This window comes from Streptomyces sp. NPDC020996 (assembly GCF_040641355.1).
Classification (GTDB): Bacteria; Actinomycetota; Actinomycetes; order Streptomycetales; family Streptomycetaceae; genus Streptomyces.
On sequence record NZ_JBFADM010000001.1, the window covers coordinates 171,440 to 191,193 of the forward strand.

The 19,754-nt window shown below is 68.8% G+C and carries 15 protein-coding genes and 1 pseudogene; 11 read left to right on the forward strand and 5 right to left on the reverse strand.

Translation table 11 applies throughout. The features are described from left to right. Nucleotides 1-110: 110 nt before the first annotated feature. A protein-coding gene (locus AB0G63_RS00660) for an IS5 family transposase (RefSeq protein WP_360741974.1) occupies nucleotides 111-919 on the forward strand; the annotation gives its coding sequence in 2 pieces (ribosomal slippage) (nucleotides 111-450 and nucleotides 450-919; 810 coding nt in all). A 5-nt stretch (nucleotides 920-924) separates the two neighbouring features. Here the strand turns inward: AB0G63_RS00660 and AB0G63_RS00665 are convergent. After that, a complete protein-coding gene (locus AB0G63_RS00665) occupies nucleotides 925-1,296 on the reverse strand; it encodes a hypothetical protein (RefSeq protein ID WP_360741977.1) in 372 nt (123 codons plus the stop codon). Nucleotides 1,297-1,514: 218 nt separating this feature from the next. Further along, nucleotides 1,515-2,756: pseudogene (locus AB0G63_RS00670) on the reverse strand (IS110 family transposase). Nucleotides 2,757-3,092: 336 nt separating this feature from the next. Here AB0G63_RS00670 and AB0G63_RS00675 point away from each other — a divergent pair. Both AB0G63_RS00675 and AB0G63_RS00680 read left to right on the forward strand, forming a co-directional pair. Beyond that, complete coding sequence (locus AB0G63_RS00675) at nucleotides 3,093-3,638, forward strand: HAD domain-containing protein (protein ID WP_360741980.1); 546 nt, start codon at nucleotides 3,093-3,095, stop codon at nucleotides 3,636-3,638. 1,135 nt (nucleotides 3,639-4,773) lie between these two features. After that, on the forward strand, nucleotides 4,774-5,526 hold the full coding sequence (locus tag AB0G63_RS00680; RefSeq protein WP_360741982.1) for an aspartyl/asparaginyl beta-hydroxylase domain-containing protein: 753 nt from the start codon (nucleotides 4,774-4,776) through the stop codon (nucleotides 5,524-5,526). A gap of 39 nt (nucleotides 5,527-5,565) precedes the next feature. On the opposite strand, the gene AB0G63_RS00685 is transcribed toward AB0G63_RS00680, so the two are convergent. From AB0G63_RS00685 to AB0G63_RS00695, 3 genes are read right to left on the reverse strand one after another with little or no spacing between them, the layout of a single operon-like run. Further along, complete coding sequence (locus tag AB0G63_RS00685; protein WP_360741985.1) at nucleotides 5,566-6,036, reverse strand: copper chaperone PCu(A)C; 471 nt, start codon at nucleotides 6,034-6,036, stop codon at nucleotides 5,566-5,568. A 53-nt stretch (nucleotides 6,037-6,089) separates the two neighbouring features. Further along, entirely contained in the window at nucleotides 6,090-8,462 is a 2,373-nt protein-coding gene (locus AB0G63_RS00690; protein ID WP_360741988.1) for a heavy metal translocating P-type ATPase, read from the reverse strand. Further along, nucleotides 8,459-8,683 (reverse strand): hypothetical protein, encoded by a 225-nt coding sequence (locus AB0G63_RS00695; RefSeq protein ID WP_360741991.1) that lies wholly within the window; start codon nucleotides 8,681-8,683, stop codon nucleotides 8,459-8,461. The genes AB0G63_RS00690 and AB0G63_RS00695 overlap by 4 nt, the downstream gene beginning before the upstream one ends. A 602-nt stretch (nucleotides 8,684-9,285) precedes the next feature. On the opposite strand from AB0G63_RS00695, the gene AB0G63_RS00700 reads away from it, so the two are divergent. The 8 genes from AB0G63_RS00700 (at nucleotide 9,286) to AB0G63_RS00735 (ending at nucleotide 19,750) form a co-directional block, all read left to right on the forward strand. Next, nucleotides 9,286-10,641 carry an MFS transporter gene (locus tag AB0G63_RS00700; RefSeq protein ID WP_360741994.1) on the forward strand — a complete coding sequence of 452 codons (1,356 nt, stop codon included), beginning with the start codon at nucleotides 9,286-9,288 and terminating at the stop codon, nucleotides 10,639-10,641. Nucleotides 10,642-10,756: 115 nt separating this feature from the next. Next, on the forward strand, nucleotides 10,757-11,818 hold the full coding sequence (locus AB0G63_RS00705; RefSeq protein ID WP_360742363.1) for a beta-ketoacyl-ACP synthase III: 1,062 nt from the start codon (nucleotides 10,757-10,759) through the stop codon (nucleotides 11,816-11,818). Continuing rightward, nucleotides 11,815-12,051, forward strand: a complete 237-nt coding sequence (locus AB0G63_RS00710) for an acyl carrier protein (RefSeq protein ID WP_360741997.1) — start codon at nucleotides 11,815-11,817, stop codon at nucleotides 12,049-12,051. The genes AB0G63_RS00705 and AB0G63_RS00710 overlap by 4 nt, the downstream gene beginning before the upstream one ends. Before the next feature lie 45 nt (nucleotides 12,052-12,096). Beyond that, nucleotides 12,097-12,981, forward strand: coding sequence for a TauD/TfdA family dioxygenase (locus tag AB0G63_RS00715; protein WP_360742000.1), 885 nt, complete (start codon nucleotides 12,097-12,099; stop codon nucleotides 12,979-12,981). A gap of 2 nt (nucleotides 12,982-12,983) precedes the next feature. Continuing rightward, nucleotides 12,984-13,520 carry an FcoT family thioesterase gene (locus tag AB0G63_RS00720; protein ID WP_360742366.1) on the forward strand — a complete coding sequence of 179 codons (537 nt, stop codon included), beginning with the start codon at nucleotides 12,984-12,986 and terminating at the stop codon, nucleotides 13,518-13,520. Between the two features lie 95 nt (nucleotides 13,521-13,615). Further along, entirely contained in the window at nucleotides 13,616-15,208 is a 1,593-nt protein-coding gene (locus AB0G63_RS00725; protein WP_360742003.1) for a long-chain-fatty-acid--CoA ligase, read from the forward strand. Nucleotides 15,209-15,249: 41 nt separating this feature from the next. Next, complete coding sequence (locus AB0G63_RS00730; RefSeq protein WP_099932214.1) at nucleotides 15,250-15,507, forward strand: phosphopantetheine-binding protein; 258 nt, start codon at nucleotides 15,250-15,252, stop codon at nucleotides 15,505-15,507. Beyond that, nucleotides 15,494-19,750, forward strand: a complete 4,257-nt coding sequence (locus AB0G63_RS00735) for an amino acid adenylation domain-containing protein (RefSeq protein WP_360742006.1) — start codon at nucleotides 15,494-15,496, stop codon at nucleotides 19,748-19,750. Before AB0G63_RS00730 ends, AB0G63_RS00735 begins: the two co-directional genes overlap by 14 nt. Nucleotides 19,751-19,754: the final 4 nt, after the last annotated feature.

Here is a 19,754-nt window from a genome sequence, read left to right on the forward strand (position 1 = left end):
AACATCTGCGGGCTGATCCTGACCTGCGGCGGAGTCCACTTACTGATCGTTTCAGAATGAGTTGAGCTGCGGATCTTGTGCTCGACGATCTTGGTCGGCAAGGTGTCCGGGTGCGTGCTGATCTTGTTCCGGACGACCTGTGGGAGCGAGTGGCCCCGTTGCTGCCCCCCGCTCCCGAACGACGCCACCGGCATCCCGGGCGGTTGCGTGTTCCTGACCGAACAGCACTCGCCGGCGTCCTGTTCGTGCTGCGGACCGGTGTCGCCTGGCGGGACGTCCCGGCGGAGACCGTGGGCTGTTCCGGCGTGACGGCCTGGCGCCGGCTGCGGGACTGGACAGAGGCCGGCGTCTGGCCACGCCTGCACGCCGTCCTGCTGAGCGAGCTGCGCCGCGCCGACCTGCTGGACCTGGACGACTGCTCCGTGGACGGATCACACGTCCGGTCCCTCAAAGGGGGGACCACGTCGGCCCTTCACCCGTCGACCGGGCCCGCCCCGGCTCCAAGCACCACCTGATCGTCGACCGCCACGGAACCCCGCTCGCCGTCAGGCTCACCGGCGGCAACCGGCACGACGTCACCCAGCTCCTGCCCCTGCTCGACGCGGTCCCGCCTATTCGGGGAGTTCGGGGACGCCCCCGCCGCAAGCCCCGGCGTCTGTATGCGGACCGGGGCTACGACTTCGACAAGTACCGCCGCCTGCTGTGGAAACGGGGCATCAAGCCGTTGATCGCCCGACGCGGCGTCGCCCACGGTTCCGGACTGGGCAAAGTGCGCTGGGTCGTCGAGCGCGCCTTCGCCTGGCTGCACCAGTTCAAACGGCTCCGCACCCGCTACGAACGACGCGCCGATCTCCATCAGGGCCTGCTCGAACTGGCCTGCAGCCTCATATGCCTCCGCCGTCTGCGGACATCATCCTGAAGCGATCACCTGGCTACGCTGAACCACCCCGGCCGGACCTCGGCCAGAAGCGGTTGCAGCGACCGCACTGCGGACCGCAGGTCCTCATCCGTGACGTCAACGGGCTCCGGCAGGCTCAGCCCATACCAGCGCAGCCGCCAGAGGTCGAAGACTTCACTCCCGTCAGCTGCGAAGTCCACATCGACCTCAGCGCCGTTGCCGCTGACAAATCGGCATCCCGCCCCATGAACCGTGTAGGAGTAGGTACCGATGTCCCCACTCCGACTGATCCGGCGCGAACGGGCCAGGCCAAGGACATCTGCCAGTCGCTCAAGCGAGGGGATCGCCATCCTCATGGCCTCGTCAATCGCGTTCAGAGCCTGGACGTAACCGAGCACGAGCTCTCGCGCAGCCCCAACCCGTTCCATACGGCGTCACCCCCTGAGCCCGTGGCTGAAGGGATTGTTCCATGGGCCGCCAGCGTCTCCACAGGTCGGCATTCTGAAACGATCAGTTAAGGGCTCTGACGCGTAAATAGATCCAGCTCAGGGTTGGTTTGGGCAGGGCTGGGTGCCCGGTGGTCGTCGAGGCCGCCGGGCACTTGGTCTGTGAGTGGTCAGGCTGCGCCTTCGATCGGGTTGAGGGTGACGGTGTAGCCGAGTTGGTTGAGGGCGGTGATCGCGCGGCGGGTGGCGCGTTCGGGGTCGCGTTGGGTGAAGTAGGTGCCGCCGAGTTCGCGGTAGGGGACGTGGTCGGTGAGCATGTGCCAGATCGCGGTGATGATCGAGTGCTCGACGGCGACCAGTGCTTTCATCGGTCCGCGGCGGGCGGTCAGCCGCTTGTAGCGGGCCTGGAGGTAGGTGTCCTTGGTTCTGGCTGCGCCGAAGCGGCCAGTCCGAGGGCGCCCTTGAGATACGGGTTGCCGGGGCGGACCTTGGTGTTCTTGGTGCGGCCGGCGGACTCGTGGTGGCCGGGGCAGACGCCGGCCCAGGACGCGAGGTGCCCCGGCCGAGGCGAAGGTCATGTCCCCGCCGGTCTCCGCGATGATCACTTCGGCGACAGCCTGGTTGATCCCGGGGACGGTGTCGAGCAGGTCGAGCGCGGGACGAAAGGGGGCCATCGCCTCCTCGATCCGCTCATCCAGCTGTCCGATGGCATCAGTGAGCTGGTCGTAGTGGTCCAGGTGCAGCCGGGTGAGGAAGGCGTGGTGGTCGCGGAAGCGTCCGGTCAGGGCCTCGGTGAGTTCGGGGATCTTGTTGCGGAGTTTGCGTTTGGCCAGGTCCGCGAGCGTCTGCGGGTCGCGTTCACCCGCGATGAGGGCCTCCAGCATGGCCCGGCCCGAGACGCCCATGATGTCGGAGGCGACCGCGGCGAGTTTGATCCCGGTGTCCTCCAGCAGCTTCTCCAGCCGCTGCACGATCTGCCCCCGTTCGCGGGTCATCTGGGTGCGGGTCCGGGTCAGGTCCCGCAGCTCGCGCACCGGTGCGGGTGGCACGAACGAGGGACGGACCAGGCCGTGCGCGCCCAGTTGGGCCAGCCAGGCGGCGTCGGAGACGTCCGTCTTGCGTCCGGGCAGGTTCTTGACCTGCCGGGCGTTGACCAGGATCACGTTCAGGTCTTCGGCCAGCAGGTAGTAGAAGGGCTTCCAGTAGTCCGAGGTCGCCTCGATCACCACCAGCGTCACCTCGGCGGTCAGCAGGTGATCCCGCAGCGCGAGGACCTGGTTCGTCGTCGAACCCCAGGTCGTGGTCTGGGTGGTGAACATTCCCCGTCGCTTTGTGCTCGGGGTGCGGACGCACGCCTTGGCGTCCTTCTTGCTGATGTCGAGGCCGGCGCAGCGTTCGTGCAGCACGTCCACGGCCTTGCTCCCTCCCTCACCGAACGGCCAAGCGGTACGCCGTTCCGGGAGGGCCAGGGTGGAACAGGAATTCTGACGCGCGTGCTCACAGCAACACTCCACGGTTCCCGTGGACGGCCCTCGGCACCATGCTGACCTGCGAGCTCAACGGCATCACAGAGCTATCGGTTTCGGCCGGAACGAACCTCATCAGCGTCCCGTACCGGCATCAGCCCCCGTCAGGGCACACAGGAAGCACCTCGGCGCGCGCCACGGCATTTACCACGCCCCCGGCGCGCACCGAAGGTGCGCTGGGTCGCTGACCAGCCATTCGCCCCGGCTTCCCCGGAGGAACCAATGCGCCCGCCCCACCTGCTCCTCGACATCGACGGCGTCCTCGTACCCTTCCCCAACGCGGACGGCTCGACCCCGGCCACCCACGCCCGCCACGACGTCGTCCCCACCGGCCGGAGCGCCGACAATCCGGTCACCGTCTGGCTCGACCCCAACCATGGTCGCCTGCTCATGGACGTGATCCGTACCGGCCTGGTCACCCCCGTCTGGTGCACCAGCTGGCGGCAGGACGCCACCACCCTCATCGGCCCTTTACTTGGCCTCCCGGACCTGCCGTACGTCGACCTGCCGTGCCCCCAGATCACCACCAGCCACCCCAGCGGCTACCTCTGGAAGCGCGACCACGTCGACGCCTGGCTGGCAGACGCCCCCGCCGTCTGGATCGACGACGACTTCACCAGTCTCGACCACGCCTGGGCGGCGGAGCGCACCGCCAAGGGGACGGCAACTCTCCTCGTACAGCCCGACCCACACATCGGGCTGCAGCCCGAGCACCTGTCCGAGGTCACGAGGTGGGCCTCGCAGTTACCCACAGCCCGCGCCGCCTGACGACTGGTGCCCTCGCTGCCACAAGCAACGAGGGCACCAGGGTGCGCTGTGGGGACCGACTCGCCCAACCCGCTCCGCCGCAGGTCAGACGGTCTTTCGCCGAACGTATTAGACGTTGAACCTGAACGTTTAGCGCAGAGCTCTCACCTGCGGAAACGCCCGTCACGCTGATCATATCCAGCACCGATCCAGCACCGTCGGGACTCATCCAGCACATCCAGCACGTCACGCTGCGGAGGCAGACTCGTTCGGTTCTGTTACCGCCGGGCGCATGGCGTTCTGCATGACGTCTCGACAACGATCGGGTCTGATGCAGGTTCGGGTGACAGGTGTCGCCGTTCCTTGAGCCAGAACCTGAACCGTGACCCCCTATCGGTCGATGAAAAGTGACCCCTTCCGTGATCAAGTGATCAGTCTGGCTCCATGGGAGTCAGGTGGAAGAGGTGATCGGTGCGAACTTCGTGTGGACGGCCGTCGCTTTGACGAACGAGTGCTTGAAAAGCGTCGCGCGTGAGACCGGCTCGGACGTGCTTCGCTGGCGGCAGATCCACTCACGGTGGACTTGCCTACCTCCGGGTGCGCACGACCTCACGGGACTGCTGCGTGCTGTCCCACTCCCGGGATGGTGAAGCACCAGTTGAGGTCAAGCAGACCTGGATGTCCGTGCAACACACAGCCGAAGTCAGGGTCAACGCGGTGGAGCCGGCCGCCCGCCAGGCGGTCACTCGGTCCGCGGCGGCAGGGCGGTCGCCGCGGAGGCGCCCCCGGTCATCCAGTCCGGTGATACCCGGGCCAGGCACAACCGGCCCGGAGCGGAAACGGTCCCTACCCTCGCGGTGGTGAGATCTGTCCGCCCGAGAAGGAAGCCCTCGGTGCTCTCGCCATCAAGGTCCAACTCGACCTCTGACACACGACTTTCCCTAAAGGTGGTCGGCTCACTCCGTCCCCCAGTTCCCGGCGACAGCCGAAATTCCGAAGCACTGGAAGCACTACCGGCGCACTGCACCATGCATGCCATCTGCCGTGCCCCCATACCGGCCAGGCCGTGCCCTTTCCCCGGGGACGAGATGGGGACGTCCTGGGTAGCCTCCACACGGTATGCAGGGACCGTGAAGCTCGAAATCTTGGAGATTTTATGACCCCGGAGATAGACGACGCCTTCGCCGCCATCAGGAGTGAGCACGGACCGGATTCGATCGCCCGGGTCGAGCAGATGCTGGCAGCGGGAAAGGGGGATCGTCATCCGTTGCAGAAGGGGGCCAAGTGGATCTTACCGGGGGTTTCTCAGCAGCCCTGGCACGATCCGTACGGCCACCCTGAGTTGGCACCGGTGGTGCACGCCTTCGAAGCGAACCACGCCACCATCAAGAAGGAGTTGGAGACCGCCTGGGCCGCCCGGCGGAACGCTTTCTCCGATTACGAGCACTACCTCAGGCGTCAGTCGGACTGGCAGGCTCTTTATCTCTTCCGCAAGGGCGGCCTGGTGGACGAGTCAGCCGACACGGTGCCGACCGCCTTCCAGGTCCTGAAGGAGGAGGCGATCGACACCGGGAAGCTGTGCCCCCTGCTGGAGTGCCACTTCTCGACGTTGCTGCCCGGAGCGGCGATCACTCCCCACTGCGACCTGTGGAACTTCAGCATCAACCTGCACCTGGCGGTCGACATCCCCGAGGAGTGCGGCATCACGGTCGCGGGCGAGACGCGGTCGTGGGAGGAGGGTAAGTGCCTGCTCTTCGACTACTCCTTCGAGCACGAGGCGTGGAACCGCGGGACGCGTCCGCGCACGTGCCTGCTCGTCGACCTGTGGCACCCGGAGACCACCGTCCCCGAGCGGAAGGCACTCGTCGCGGCCATCACCGAGATCCGCAAGCTCATGGGCGAGGAGTGAAGTGACAACGAGGAGGAACGCGGCGGCAGCCCCTCCTCGTCATGACTGCGGCGGAACGGTCACCGCCTCCACTGTCACCCGGCCTGAGTTGCGGAACCACAGGTCGAAGCGGACCTTGTCCCCGACCTTCAGCTTCGGCGGATCCAGGACCATCACGTCGACGCCGTACGGGGTCATGTTCACGCGGCTTCGGGCCGGGATCGTGAGGCTGTCCAGCGGCTCCATGCGTCCCGCTCCGTCCTTCGTGACCCGCTGACCCAGCATGGTGACCCCGAGTTCTGGCGAGGAGACGGACTTCAGCACGTCGCCGGCGGCCCCGGTGTTGGTGATGTCGAAGAAGGCGGCCGTGTTCGCGGCGTTGGGCGGTACGAAGATGCGAGCGTTGCTGACGCTGATCCTTGCCGGCGGTTCACCGGCCGCACCCGTTGTCGTATAGGCCGTCAAGAGCATCAAGGCCGTCACGCACGTAACCACGGGTACGAGAGCGGCGCTCAGCGCACCGGCAGTCATACGGCGCCAGGGCGGCGAGGAGCGTTCGGCCGAGTCGGTGGACGGGGCGTAACTCATCGGATCTCCTCCAGGGGCGAGGCGGTGTTGCTGTCCTCCGCGGACGGTGGTGTCGGACCGCCCTTGTCGGCGGAGGCAGACGCCGGGGCGGAGCGGTAGCGGTGTCCGGGTGGCGAATAGGCGCGCAGCCGGAGGCTGTTGGCGACCACTAGGACGGAACTGGCTGACATCGCCACGGCGGCGAACATCGGGTTGAGCCAGCCGGTGGCGGCCAGAGGAACGGTGACGATGTTGTAGCCGAAGGCCCAGGCGAGGTTGGCCCGGATGGTGCTCAGGGTCCGGCGGGTGAGCTGTACGGCCGCCACCACCGCCTGCATGTCCTCGCGCACGAGGGTGATGTCGGCGGCGCCGATCGCCGCGTCGGTGCCGCCGCCCATGGCGATGCCCAGGTCGGCGGAGGCCAGCGCGGCGGCGTCGTTGACTCCGTCGCCGATGACCGCGACCCGGCACCCCTCGTCCCGGAGCCTTGCGACAATGGCGGTCTTGCCCTCTGGGGTGACCTCGGCGTGCACCTCGTCGATGCCGACCTGCTCGGCCACGGCACGGGCGGCGGCCGGGCCGTCGCCCGTCACCAGGATGGGCTCGATGCCCAGCTTGCGCAGGTGTCGTACGGCGGAGTAGCTGGAGGGCCGCAGTGTGTCGCCGACCGCGAGGATGCCGACCGGGCGGCCGTCCCTCTCGACGACCACGGCTGTGCGAGCGGAGGCTTGTGCGTCGTCCAGAGCCTGCTGAAGGGTGTCCGGGAGCGGGCTGTCGGGCCGCGGGCGGCCTACGACGACCTCATGGCCGTCGACCCGGCCGTGGACGCCGACTCCCGGAACGGCACGGAAGTCAGCCACCGGCGGAAGCTGACCACCGTCCGCGGCCTGGCGGGCCGCAGAGACGATCGCTCGACCGATGGGGTGCTCGGAGCCGTACTCGACGGCCCCGGCCAGTCGGAGGATTGCGCTCGCGTCTTCCCCGGCCACCACCGCCGTCGCGTTGAGGGTCATGCGTCCGGTGGTGAGGGTGCCGGTCTTGTCGAAGACCACGGTGTCGATGTGCCGCAGCCGCTCCAGCGCTTCCGGCCCCCGGAGCAGAACGCCGAGTTGGGCGCCGCGGCCGGTGGCAGCCATGAACGCGGTCGGGGTGGCCAGGCCGAGGGCGCAAGGGCACGCGACGACGAGGACGGCGACCGCCGCGGTCACGGCGGCCGAGGCATCCGCCCCGGCGCCGAGCCAGAACCCCAGAACAGTGCACGCCACGGTCACGATCGCGGGTACGAAGACTCCCGCGACGGCGTCGGCCAGCCGCTGGATGCGCGCCTTGCCCGCCTGCGCGTCGCTCACCAGCTGGGTGATCCGGGCGAGCTGCGTGTCGGCGCCGACCGCCGTGGCCCGAACCACCAGCAGCCCGCCGGCGTTGACGGCACCACCCACCACGGCCGATTCCGGCCCGACCTCCACCGGCACGCTCTCGCCGGTCACCAGCGACAGGTCCAGGGCGGAGCTGCCGTCGGTGACCACACCGTCCGTGGCGACCTTCTCACCCGGCCGTACCAGGAACTCCTGGCCGACCCGGAGTGCGGAGACCGGGACCCGTCGACCTTGATCGCCCTCGCGCAACTCGACGTCTTTGGCGCCGAGTTCGGCGAGCGCACGCAGCGCCGATCCGGTTCCCTGCTTGGCGCGTTCCTCCAGGTAGCGACCGGCCAGCACGAACAGCGGCACGCTCACGGCCGCTTCCAGGTACAGATGCGCGCTCCCGCTGCCGGCCTCGGGCACCAGACTGAAGGGCATGCGCATGCCCGGCTGGCCCGCACCTCCGAAGTACAGGGCGTACGTGGACCAGGCGAACGAGGCGAGCACGCCGAGGGAGACCAGCGTGTCCATGGTCGCCGTGGCGTGCCGCAGCCCCTTCCATGCCCGCTCGTGGAACGGCCACGCACTCCAACCCACTACCGGAACGGCCAGGTTGAAGCACAGCCACTGCCAGTAGGTGAACTGCAGGGAGGGCACCATGGAGAGCAGGAGCACGGGCAGCGACAGCCACGCCGTGATCAGCAGCCGGCCCCTGTCACTGATGCCCGCGCCGGCCTTCCGCTGCTCGCGTGCCGCGTCCGCGTGCTGCTCTTCGGCGGGCGGCGGCGGGAGCTCGGCCGTGTAACCGGCACTCTCCACCACGGAGATCAACTGCTCGGCGGTCACCGACGCGGGATGGGAGACGCGGGCCCGCCCGGTGGCCAGGTTGACGGTTGCCGTCACACCTTCGACGCGGCCCAGCTTCTTCTCGACCCGGCCCACGCACGCGGCGCACGTCATGCCCCCGACCAGCAGATCGGTGATCGCGTCGGGCTCGTCGTCCGTCTCACGCTGATCGGCGGTGGTCATCGACTCACCCGTACTTCACGGTCGACCGGACCGAGGCCGTGCATGCCGGGCATACCCGGCTCCTGCGACTCCTCGAACGCCGGCACGGTGCGGTGCATGCCCGGGGCCACCGGACCCGCCATGCGTCCCACGGCGTATGACACCGCCGTCAATGACACGAGCAGGACGACGAACCCCAGTAAGGCCGGGGGGACGAAAAGACCACGCTTCGACTTCTCCATGCATACATACGGTAGGGGGGTACCTGGCCAATGGCCCGACTCAGGCGTGTGACAAAAAACTTCGCTGTCGCCGGGAACCAGACGCCTCCGCGATCCGACTCTCTTTGAATAAGAGTTTCTCCGCCCTTTCGAAATATCGTACTCCGGATCGTCCTGAACGACACCGAAGGCCGGGGCGACGGGATTATCAGGGCGCTAAAATCGGCCATCCATAACGTGCCGAGATTCGACCGAGAAGGCCGGAACCAGCAGACACCGCCAGCCGACTTGTCGAATAGGGAAACCGCCCCTCCGTCATCTGCACACGCGTCCGGACCACCCCTCGGCCGCTAAATCCGCATGCCCACCTGGCATGTTCCGCAGTCGGCTCCGCGAGCAACCGCCTGAGATGTCCGACTTTCAATGAAGAAGTGAACGATTCTCACAACCGACTCGCAAGCCAGTCCGAAAGTGAGGGGAGAGCGCTTGTGGCTGACGCAGGAAGTGAGCCACGATCCCGGGGTGGGCCGCCGTCCTGTTTCAGGTGACGGATTCTTAGGGGGAATCGTTCCGCAATGCCTGCAGTGAATTCGCAATCTGCTCCGTCCCGTCAGCGCCTCGGGTTGCCGCTACTGGTCCTGGCCGCCGCGCAACTGGTCATCTCGCTCGACTACAACATCGTGTACGTCGCCCTCCCCGGCATCGGCAGCGCCCTCGGCTTCTCCGGACAGGACCTGCAGTGGGTGGTCAGCGCCTACGTCGTGACGACCGGCGGATTCCTGCTCCTCGGCGGCCGGGCCACGGATCTGCTGGGCCGGCGCAGGATCTTCGTCGTAGCCGCGTGGCTGTACGCGGTCTCCTCGCTGGTGGGCGGGCTGTCGGAGTCGGCGGGCGTGCTGGTCGCGGTGCGCGCGGTGCAGGGCATCGGCGGTTCGCTGCTGTTCCCCGCTGCTCTCTCCCTCATCAACACCCTTTACGATGAAGGCCCCAGCCGTAACCGGGCGCTGGCCGCGTGGGGCGCCGCAGGGGCTGGCGGGCTGTGCTTCGGGGCACTGTTGGGCGGGGTGCTCGTCGACGCCTTCGGCTGGCCGGCGGTGTTCCTCGTCAACGTCCCGCTGGCCGGGGCCATCGCCTTGGCCGGAACGTTCCTCTTCCCGGCGGACGACCCGCTGCCGCGGCAGCGGGACTTCGACCTCCCGGGCGCCCTTACCGCCACCGCGGGGATCACGCTGCTCGTCTTCGTCCTCATCCATGCGCCGGAGGCCGGCTGGAGCAGCCGCGGCGTCCTTATATGCGCGGCCCTCTCGGTGATCTCGCTGTCCCTGTTCGTCCTGGTCGAGACCCGCAGCCACGCCCCGCTGACGCCGGGGCGCCTGTTCCGCCACCGCAGCCTGCTGGGCGCCATGGCGCTGGCCGCGCTGTTCAGCGCCACGTTCAGCTCGCTTCCCTACTTTCTGACCCTCTACTTCCAGACGGTGCACGGCTACAGCGCGATGGCCACAGGAGCTGCCTTCCTCGTGCCGGCCGTCGTCGTGGCCGCCGGGACGAAGGTCGGCGAGAGGGCCGTCGCCGCGCTGGGCGTGCGCACCATGCTGCTGGGCGGCATGGCGACCGGCGCCGTCGGCGCCCTGCTCCTCGCCCTCGCATTCAGTGCCGACGGCTCCTACGCCCGCCTGCTGCCCGGGATCGTGCTGCTCAGCCTGGGACAGGGCGCCACCTGGACGGGCATGTGGATCGCGGCCGCCACCGGCATCCCAGCCCACGACCAGGGCATCGCGTCGGGCCTGGCCTCCACCACCCTGCAGGTCGGCAGCGCCGTGGGCCTGGCCGTCCTGGTAGCTGTCGCCGACACCGGCAGCCACGACCTGACGGCAGCCGGTCTGCTCGACGGCGTCCGTGCCGCCGCATACGTCATCGCCGCCGGAATCTGTCTCGGCGCCGTGGCCTTGCTGCCCTTTCGGAGGCGTGCGGACGTCTGAGCACGCCCGCGCTCTCCTCTCCCACGACCGTTCCGTGCCCACCCCAGACATCCCCTCACGCATGCCGGGAGACCTAGGAGCCCTTGTGTCCAGCACCCTCGACCGACCGCTCAGCATGTCCACCCCTCGCACCCCACCGCACGATCGTGCTGCCGTCCTGTGCGGGCTGGCAGGCTGGCTCCCGCCGCGTGTCGTGACCAACCAGGAACTCTCCCGACGGCTCGACACCAGCGACACCTGGATCCGGTCCCGTACCGGAATCGATCGCCGCCACTTCGCCGAACCCGGCCAGGCCACCTCCGACCTAGCGGTGGAGGCAGGCCGGCGGGCACTGCGGTCCGCGGGCGTGGAAGACGTGGACGCCGTCGTCGTCGCCACGACGACCCCTGACCGTTCCTGCCCCGCCACCGCCCCTCTCGTGGCCGACCGTCTCGGTCTGGCGGGGGCAGCGGCCTTCGACGTCAGCGCCGTCTGCACCGGATTCGTCTACGGGCTGGCCTCGGCCACAGGTCTCATCGCAGCCGGAGTGGCCGAACGCGTACTGCTGATCGGCGCGGACACCTACTCCACGATCGTCGACCCGGACGACCGGACCAACGCGATCATCTTCGGCGACGGTGCCGGAGCCGTCGTCCTGCGCGCCGGCCACGCCGACGAACCCGGCGCCGTCGGCCACTTCGACCTCGGCAGCGACGGCGCCGGCGAGGAACTGATCATGGTGGCAGCCGGCGGCTCACGGCAGCGCTCGGCCTCCGGCCCGGTCGCCGCGCAGGACCACTACTTCGCCATGCGCGGCAAGGAGGTCTTCCGGCACGCGGTCACCCGGATGACGGCCTCCGCCCAGGCCACGCTCACGCTGGCCGACCGCAAGATCGACGACATCGACCGCATCGTCCCCCACCAGGCCAACTTGCGCATCCTGCGCGCGGTGGCGGAGGACCTCGGACTGCCCCCGGAACGACTGGTGACCAACGTCGAGTCCGTGGGCAACACCGGCGCCGCATCGATCCCGCTCGCCCTGGCCGATGCGGCTGCCCGGCACACCATCCACGCGGGCGAACGCGTGCTGCTCACCGCGTTCGGCGGCGGGCTCACCTGGGGGTCCTGCCTCCTGACATGGCCCGCTCTCGCCCGGACCGATCATCCGCACGACACAGGAGGAACGCAGGAGCCATGAGCACCACCTACGACCAACTGGTCGAGATCGTCACGAAACTGCACGACGCGCCGCGCGACCGGATCAGCCCGGACGTCACCTTCGCCCAGCTGGACGTCGACTCTCTGACGATGGTCGAGATCAGCATGCGCATCGAGCGCGACCTCGGCGTCCACATTGACGACAACGAACTCGAGGAAGACCTCACCCTCGGCGCGACCACCAAGCTCATCGACGCGAAGCTCGCCCAGTAGCCGCTGTCACCACCGCTACCACGGCCTCTACCGAGAGCAGGGACCATGCAGATCAAGGAAGTCACGGGCAAGGAAATCGGCGCCACGGTCGAAGGGTTCGACCACGCCGCCGCTTCCGCGGAGGACATCGACGCCATCAAGGCGGCCGTCTACACAAAGAAGATCGTCGTCCTGAAGGACCAGGATCTGGTGCCCCGTCAGTTCCTGGAGCTTGGCCAGTTGTTCGGCCGCCCGGAGACGTACTACGAGCCGATGTACAAGCACCCCGAGGTCGAGGAGATATTCGTCTCCTCCAACGTGCCCGAGGACGGCAAGCAGATAGGCGTGCCGAAGACCGGGAAGTTCTGGCACGCCGATTACCAGTTCATGCCGGACCCCTTCGGCCTGACGTTCATCTACCCGCAGGTCATCCCGGAGAGGAACCGGGGTACCTACTTCATCGACATGGGCAAGGCGTACGAGCAGCTTCCCGAGGATCTCAAGAAGGAAGTGGCGGGCACCTTCTCCCAGCACTCGGTGCGCAAGTACTTCAAGATCCGGCCCTCGGACGTCTACCGGCCGATCTCGGAGATCATCGAGGAGGTCGACACCAAGACACCGCCTGTGGTCAAGCCCAGCACCTTCATCCACCCCATGACCGGCGAAACGGTCCTCTACATCAGCGAGGGCTTCACCATCGGCATGGAGGACGGGGACGGCAAGCCACTGGAGAGCGACCTGCTCCAGCGCCTCTTCGAGGCCACCGGCCAGCTCGACGACACGTTCACCCACCCCAACATCCACCTGCAGACCTTCGAGAAGGGCGACCTCCTGGTCTGGGACAACCGCAGCCTGATCCACCGCGCCCGGCACACCACCACCCCGGAGCCGACCGTCTCCTTGCGGGTGACCGTGCACGACGAGCGCAAGCTCTACGACGAGGCCGCGTGACCATGCGGACGTCCGTACAGCACAAGCCGCCCGCGCAGGACTACGACAACGACGACGAACTGCTGCCCCAGGTCCTGCGCCCGTACAAGGCGCACTGCAAATACCTGAAGTCCGCGGCGGTCAGCACCCGGTCCAGCCTCGTGTCCGCGCGCTGCGAACTGGCCATCCCGGAGTCCTGCTACATCGACGACACCGGCCATCTCAACGCCGTCGAAGTCAACATCAGCTACAACCAGATGATGTACTACACCGTCGCCAAGGCGGTGAAAGAGGGGCTGCTGGAGGAGTTCGCCGGCTGGACGCTGGACGCCTACTGGCGCCATCAGCTGCCGGACATCCTGATCGCCCGCTTCAGCGGCAGTTTCCGGCGCCCCATCAACGCGCGCTCCTTCTGCGGCGAGATCGAGTTCCTGTCCGTGGAGCGGCGCTCGCCGGGCGGCGAACCACTGCTCGTCGCCGAGACCGCCTACCGGTACTGGGACGACGCCGGCGGGCGCTGCGACGGCACCGTGAAGCTCGCCTTCGTCAACGCCCCGTAGACGCGGCAACCCCACCTCGGCGTGCCGCCGCCGCGTCCGGTGGCGGCGGCACGCCTCCCGGCAGACCGAGAGCAGAACGAGAGGCAGGCCCGCCCATGGCCGAACCGTCCGTGCCCGGGACACCCGGCGAAAGGCTGCACCACCCTCAGCTCAAGACCCTCGTCGACGCGGCACGCTTCCACGCCGCGCACAGCCCGCAGGTCACCGCAGTCGTCTGCGAGGACCGCGGCCTCACCTACGCACAGTTGCACGGCGAGAGCAACCGCATCGCCCACGCCATCCGCGAGGCCGGTGCCGTTCCTGGCGCCCGAGTGGCCTATCTGGGCAAGGAATCCGAGCACTACTACGAGATCCTCTTCGGCTGCGCCAAGAGCGAGACCGTTCTGGTGCCCATCAACTGGCGGCTGACCGCCCCCGAGGTCAGCCACATCCTCCAGGACTCCGGCAGCGAACTGCTGTTCCTGGAGGACGAGTTCGCGCCCGTCCTCGACCGGCTGCCGACCGCCCCGCCGAAGACGGTCGTTCGGCTGGGCACGGCAGAAGGCTTCGCCGCCTGGAAGGCGGACCACCCGGACACCGAACCCTCTTCCTCCCCCACCCCCGACACACCGGTCGCCCAGCTCTACACCAGCGGAACCACCGGCCTGCCCAAGGGAGTTGTCCTCGCCCACCGGAGTTTCTTCGCCATCCGCAACGCCCTGGCGAGCGAGCAACTCGACTGGATCGACTGGCGAGCCGGTGACGTCGCCCTGGTCGGCATCCCCGGATTCCACGTCGGCGGCCTGTGGTGGGCCACCCAGAACTTCAACGCCGGCGTGACCGTGGTCGCGATGCGCGCCTTCGCTCCCCGCGATGCGATCGACCTCATCCGCGACAGGGGCATCACCACCGCCTGCGTGGTCCCCGCCATGCTGCGCATGATGCTGGCCGAACCCGGCGTGAAGCCGGACGACTTCACCACCCTCCGCAAGATCGTCTACGGCGGCTCGCCGATCTCCGAGGCCCTCCTCGAAGAGAGCCTGGCCATGTTCGGCAGCGAGTTCGCCCAGATCTACGGCCTGACCGAAACCGGCAACACCGCCGTATGTCTGCCGCCCGCCGACCACATCCCCGGCCACCCCCGCATGAAGGCCGCCGGACACCCGTACCCGGGGGTGCGCAGCAAAGTCATCGACAGCGACGGCAAGGAACTGCCGCCCGGTACCGTCGGCGAGATCTGCCTGGCCACTCCGGCCCACATGGTCGAGTACTGGGCTCTGCCCGACAAGACCGCCGAAACACTCGTCGACGGCTGGATCCACACCGGCGACGCCGGATACATCGACGAGGACGGCTACATCTTCATCCGGGACCGCATCAAGGACGCGATCCTCGTCGCGGGCGAGAACGTCTACCCCGCCGAGATCGAGAACGTCCTGGAGGGTCACCCCGGGGTGGCCGAGGCGGTGATCGTGGGCGCCCCCGACGAGCGGTGGGGCGAGAAGGTCCACGCCTTCGTCGTACCCGTGGCCGGGCAGGAACCCTCCCCACGGGACCTGCACCGCTTCCTCGTCGACCGCCTGGCCGCCTTCAAGCTGCCCGCAGCCTACGAGTTCATCGAGCACGTCCCGCGCAACCCCAGCGGCAAGATCCTCCGCCGGGAGCTGCGTGACCGCTTCTGGAACGACGCCGACCGCAAGGTCAACTGACCGGCACCCGCCACCCCGTGCAGCTACCAAGAGAGAACACCATGCCTGAGCCCCTGACGCTGGACGCCTTCCGCGCGGATCTGGCGGAGTTCCTGCACCAGCAACCGGACGAAGTCGACCTGGACGAAAACCCCCTGGACGCGGGCCTGGACTCGCTGCGCATCACCACCCTCGCCGAGCGATGGCGGAGCGCCGGTGCGGAGGTGAGCTTCGTCGAGCTCGCCGAGCGCACCTCCTTCGGCGAGTGGTGGCAACTGCTGTCCGAACGCCAGGCAGGAGCGGCTCATGCCGACGCCTGACCCCCACGCCGAGCGCCACCCGCTCCTCGCCGCCCAGGAAGGCATCTGGACCGGCCACCACCTCGATCCGGACAGCCCCGCCTACAACACCGCCGAATACGTGCACATCCACGGCCCCGTGGACCCCACCGTCTTCGAGAAGGCCCTGCGCCACGCCGTGGCGGAGGCAGAGGCCCTGAACGTCCGCTTCGTCACCGACGAGACGGGCCGGCCCTGGGAGGTGAGCGTCCCGGGCATCGAGTGGGGAGCGCACATCGCCGACCTGACCACCGCAGCCGACCCGCACCACGCCGCCCTCGCATGGATGGCCCAGGACATCGCCCGCCCCCTCGACCTGGAACGCGACCCGGTCTTCGGCCATGCCCTGCTGCGTACGGCCCCCGACGAGTTCCTCTGGTACCACCGCGTCCACCACATCGCACTCGACGGATTCGGCCTGTCCCTGGTCGCCCGCCGCGTGGCACAGGTGTACACGGCCCTGGTGGAGGACGCCCCGTTGGGCGAGAGCGGCTTCGGCACCCTGGAGTCGGTCCGGCAGGAGGAGTCCGCCTACCTCGCCTCGGAGCGTTTCACCAAGAACCGCGCCTACTGGACGCAGCGTTTCGCGGACCGCCCGGCGGTCCCCAGTCTCGCCGCCGAACAGGCGCTTCCCGCCCGCACCTTCCTGCGCCGCGTCGTCGACCTGGATCCCGACGAGACAAAGCGGCTGCGCGCCGTCGCCGACGAGTTGTCGGTGACGTGGTCCGATCTCCTGCTCGCCGTCACCGCCGCCTACATCCACCAGGTCAGCGGCGCGCCCGAGGTCGTGCTGAGCCTGCCGGCCATGGGCCGCCTCGGATCGGTGTCCCTGCGCGTGCCCTGCATGGTGCGCAACATCCTGCCCCTGCGCGTCGCGGTGGACGAGCAGGACGGCCTGCGGGACCTGGCCACCAAGGTGGCCGCCGAGCTCCGGGCCAGCCGGCCGCACCAGCGGTACCGCTACGAACAGCTGCGGCGGGACCTGAAGCTGGTCGGCGGCAAGCGACGGCTGTCCGGGCCGGGCGTGAACATCATGCCCTTCGAGTACGACCTCCGCTTCGCAGGCCATCGCAGCACGGTCCACAACGTCTCCGCGGGGCCCGTCGACGACCTCGCGGTCAACGTGTACGACCGCGCCGAGGGCGCGGGTCTGCGCATCGCCATCGATGCCAACCCGAATCTCTATGACGCGGCAGACCTGGCCACACACCAGCAGGGACTGCTGGCCCTGCTGTGCGAGGCCCTGGCCGCACCGGACCGTGCGATCGGCCGGCGCCCGTGCACCGTTCGGGACGGCGGCCCGCTGCCCGGCCCGGCCCGGCCGGTGCTGAGCCTCATCGCCGACCATGCCGCCCGGCGCGGCGGGGCCCCGGCCGTCGAGCACGACGGACGGAGCATCACCTACGCCGAGTTGTTCGGATCCGCACGGCGGCTCGCGCGACGGCTCGCCGCCCGCGATGTGGGCCCCGGCGCGGTCGTGGCCGTCGCCCTGCCGCGTGGCATCGACGCCGTCACCGCCATCCTCGCCGTCCTGCTCTCGGGCGCCGCGTACTGCCCGCTCGATCCCGACGCCCCGGAAACGAGGACGCAAGCGCTCCTGGACAGCGCCCAGCCCTCGCTCATCCTCACCCACAGCGCCCACGCCGCTCGCTTCGCAAATCGGCCCGCCCTTCTGCTCGACGCCCCCGGGGACGACGCCGAGGCACCCCTTGCCCCGGCAGGAACGGCGGACGATCTGGCCTACCTCATCTACACCTCGGGCTCCACCGGCCGGCCCAAGGGCGTGGAGATCAGCCACGGCGCGCTGGCCACCTTCATCGCAGGTGCCGCACACCGCTACGGCCTGCGCCGCGAGGACCGCGTCCTGCAGTTCGCGCCCCTGCACTTCGACGCCAGCGTCGAAGAGGTTTTCCTCACCCTGTGCACGGGCGCCACCCTCGTCGTACGCACCCGCGAGATGACCGAGTCGGTGCCCCAGTTCCTGCGCGCGGTCGACCAGCTGCGGATCAGCGTGCTGGACCTGCCCACGGCCTACTGGCACGAACTGGCCTACACGATCTCCACGGGTACCACCCCTCTGCCCGACGAGGTGCGGACCGTCATCATCGGCGGCGAGGCCGTCCTGCCCGAACGCGTCGACCGCTGGCGGAACACGGTCGGCACATCGGTACACCTGTTCAACACCTACGGCCCGACCGAGGCGACGGTCGTGGCCACAGTCGCCGCACTCCACGAAGCCCCCGCGGAACCCGGCGACGTACCGATCGGCGCCCCGCTGCCCGGCATGCGCACAGCCATCGTCGGCGGTGAGCTCTACCTCCTCGGCGACGCACTGGCCCTGGGCTATCGCGGCGCGGACGCGCCGGACGACGCCCGGTTCGCGCCGCTCCTCCAACTGCCCGGCAGTCCAAGGGCCTTCCGCACCGGCGACCTGGTGCGCCTCGGCGACGACGGACAACTGCGGTTCCTCGGGCGGGCGGACGACGAATTCAAGATCAGCGGACATCGTGTCCATCCCTCCGAGGTCGAGGCCGCTCTTCTCGCCCAGCCGCGTGTCCGCGAAGCCGCCGTCGTCGGGCAGGTTCTGCCCGACGGGACACGGCGGTTGGCCGCTCACATCGTCGCGGAGGATCCCCGGCCCACCGCGGCCGAGGTGCGGGAGGGGCTACGGAAGGTCCTGCCGGCGGCGATGGTCCCGTCGGCCGTGGAATTCACCGACCGGCTGCCCCGCACCAGCACGGGGAAGATCGACAGGAACGCCCTCAGCACGGTCGTAGAAGATCAGGCTGTCCCAGCGGAGGAAGTGGGCGGCCTGGAGGCGACCATCACCCGTATCTGGGCCCAGATCCTGGGCGTTGAGCGAATGACACCCGAGGACGACTTCTTCGACCTCGGCGCCCAGTCACTCCAGGCGATCCAGGTCGCCAACCGGCTCGGCGTCGAGCTGGAGCGGGAGGTCCGCGTCGCCTGGCTCTTCGAGCACCCGACAGCCGCCGACCTCGCACACCGCTTGGAGCAGCGCGAGGACGCTCCGGCTGCCGCGTCCGCTTTGCCCGAGACCGTCTTGGCCGACTCTGTCCTTGCCGACGACATCCGGCCCGGCGCCTCGCCCCGTACGGCGGGAACACCACGCACCATTCTGCTCACCGGTGCCACCGGCTTCGTCGGCCCGCATCTGCTCGCCGACCTGCTCACCGCCACCGACGCCGAGATCGTCTGCCCTGTCCGGGCCGCGACCCCTGCCGAGGCCGCCGACCGCATCCGTCAGGCCCTATCGGCTCAGGAGATCGCGCTCCCGGTGGGCGCAGAACGGATCACCGCCGTCCCCTCCGACCTCAGCCGCCCAGACCTAGGACTCGGCGCGGACAGGCTCGCAGAGTTGGCCGAGACCTGCGACGCCATCGTCCACAACGCGGCGACGGTCAGCATCATGCGCGACTACGGCAGCCTGCGCGCCGCCAACACCGAATCCACCCGTCAGCTGCTCCGCATGGCGTCCGCACGCTCGATCCCTGTTCACCTGGTGTCGACGCTGTCCGTCGCCCCGCCCCGCAGCCTGAGTCCGGAGGTTCCCGAAACGTTCGTCCCACCGCATCCAGGGCTGGTCAGCGGCTACCAGCAGTCCAAGTGGGCGTCCGAACGCCTCCTGGAACAGGCCGCCGAGCGCGGTCTCCCCGTCACCCTGCACCGTCTGGGCCGTGTGACGGGAGCACCGGACACCGGCCAGGTGAACCGGCGGGACTTCCTCTGGAGCGTCCTGGCCTCCGGCATCCCGGCCGGCATCGTGCCCGACCTGTTCGAGGCCGAGGTGTGGACCCCGGCGGACTACGTCGCCCGAGCCGTTGTCCGGCTGTCCCTGACCGCCAACCCCGGCACGGTCTTCAACCACGCCCCCGTCGCCCCCGTACGACTGGCCGACGTGTACGACTGGGTGCAGGAGTACGGGTACGCCGTCAAACAGATCCCTCTGACCCAGTGGCGCAAGGAACTGCCCCGCTCCGCCGACGTGGCGGCCACGACCGGAGCGTTCTTCGATTCCCTCGCGGCCGACGAAGACGCCGAGCCGGAGCTCGCGCTGGGCCGCGTCCGAGCGGACAACGTGCTGCGCGGACTCGAAGGCACCGGCATCACCTGCCCGCAGGCCGATCGGGCACTGGTGTTCCGATATCTGGACTACTGCGTGAAGAACGGAATCCTGCCACCCCCCGGAGGACGGAAGGACTGACCTC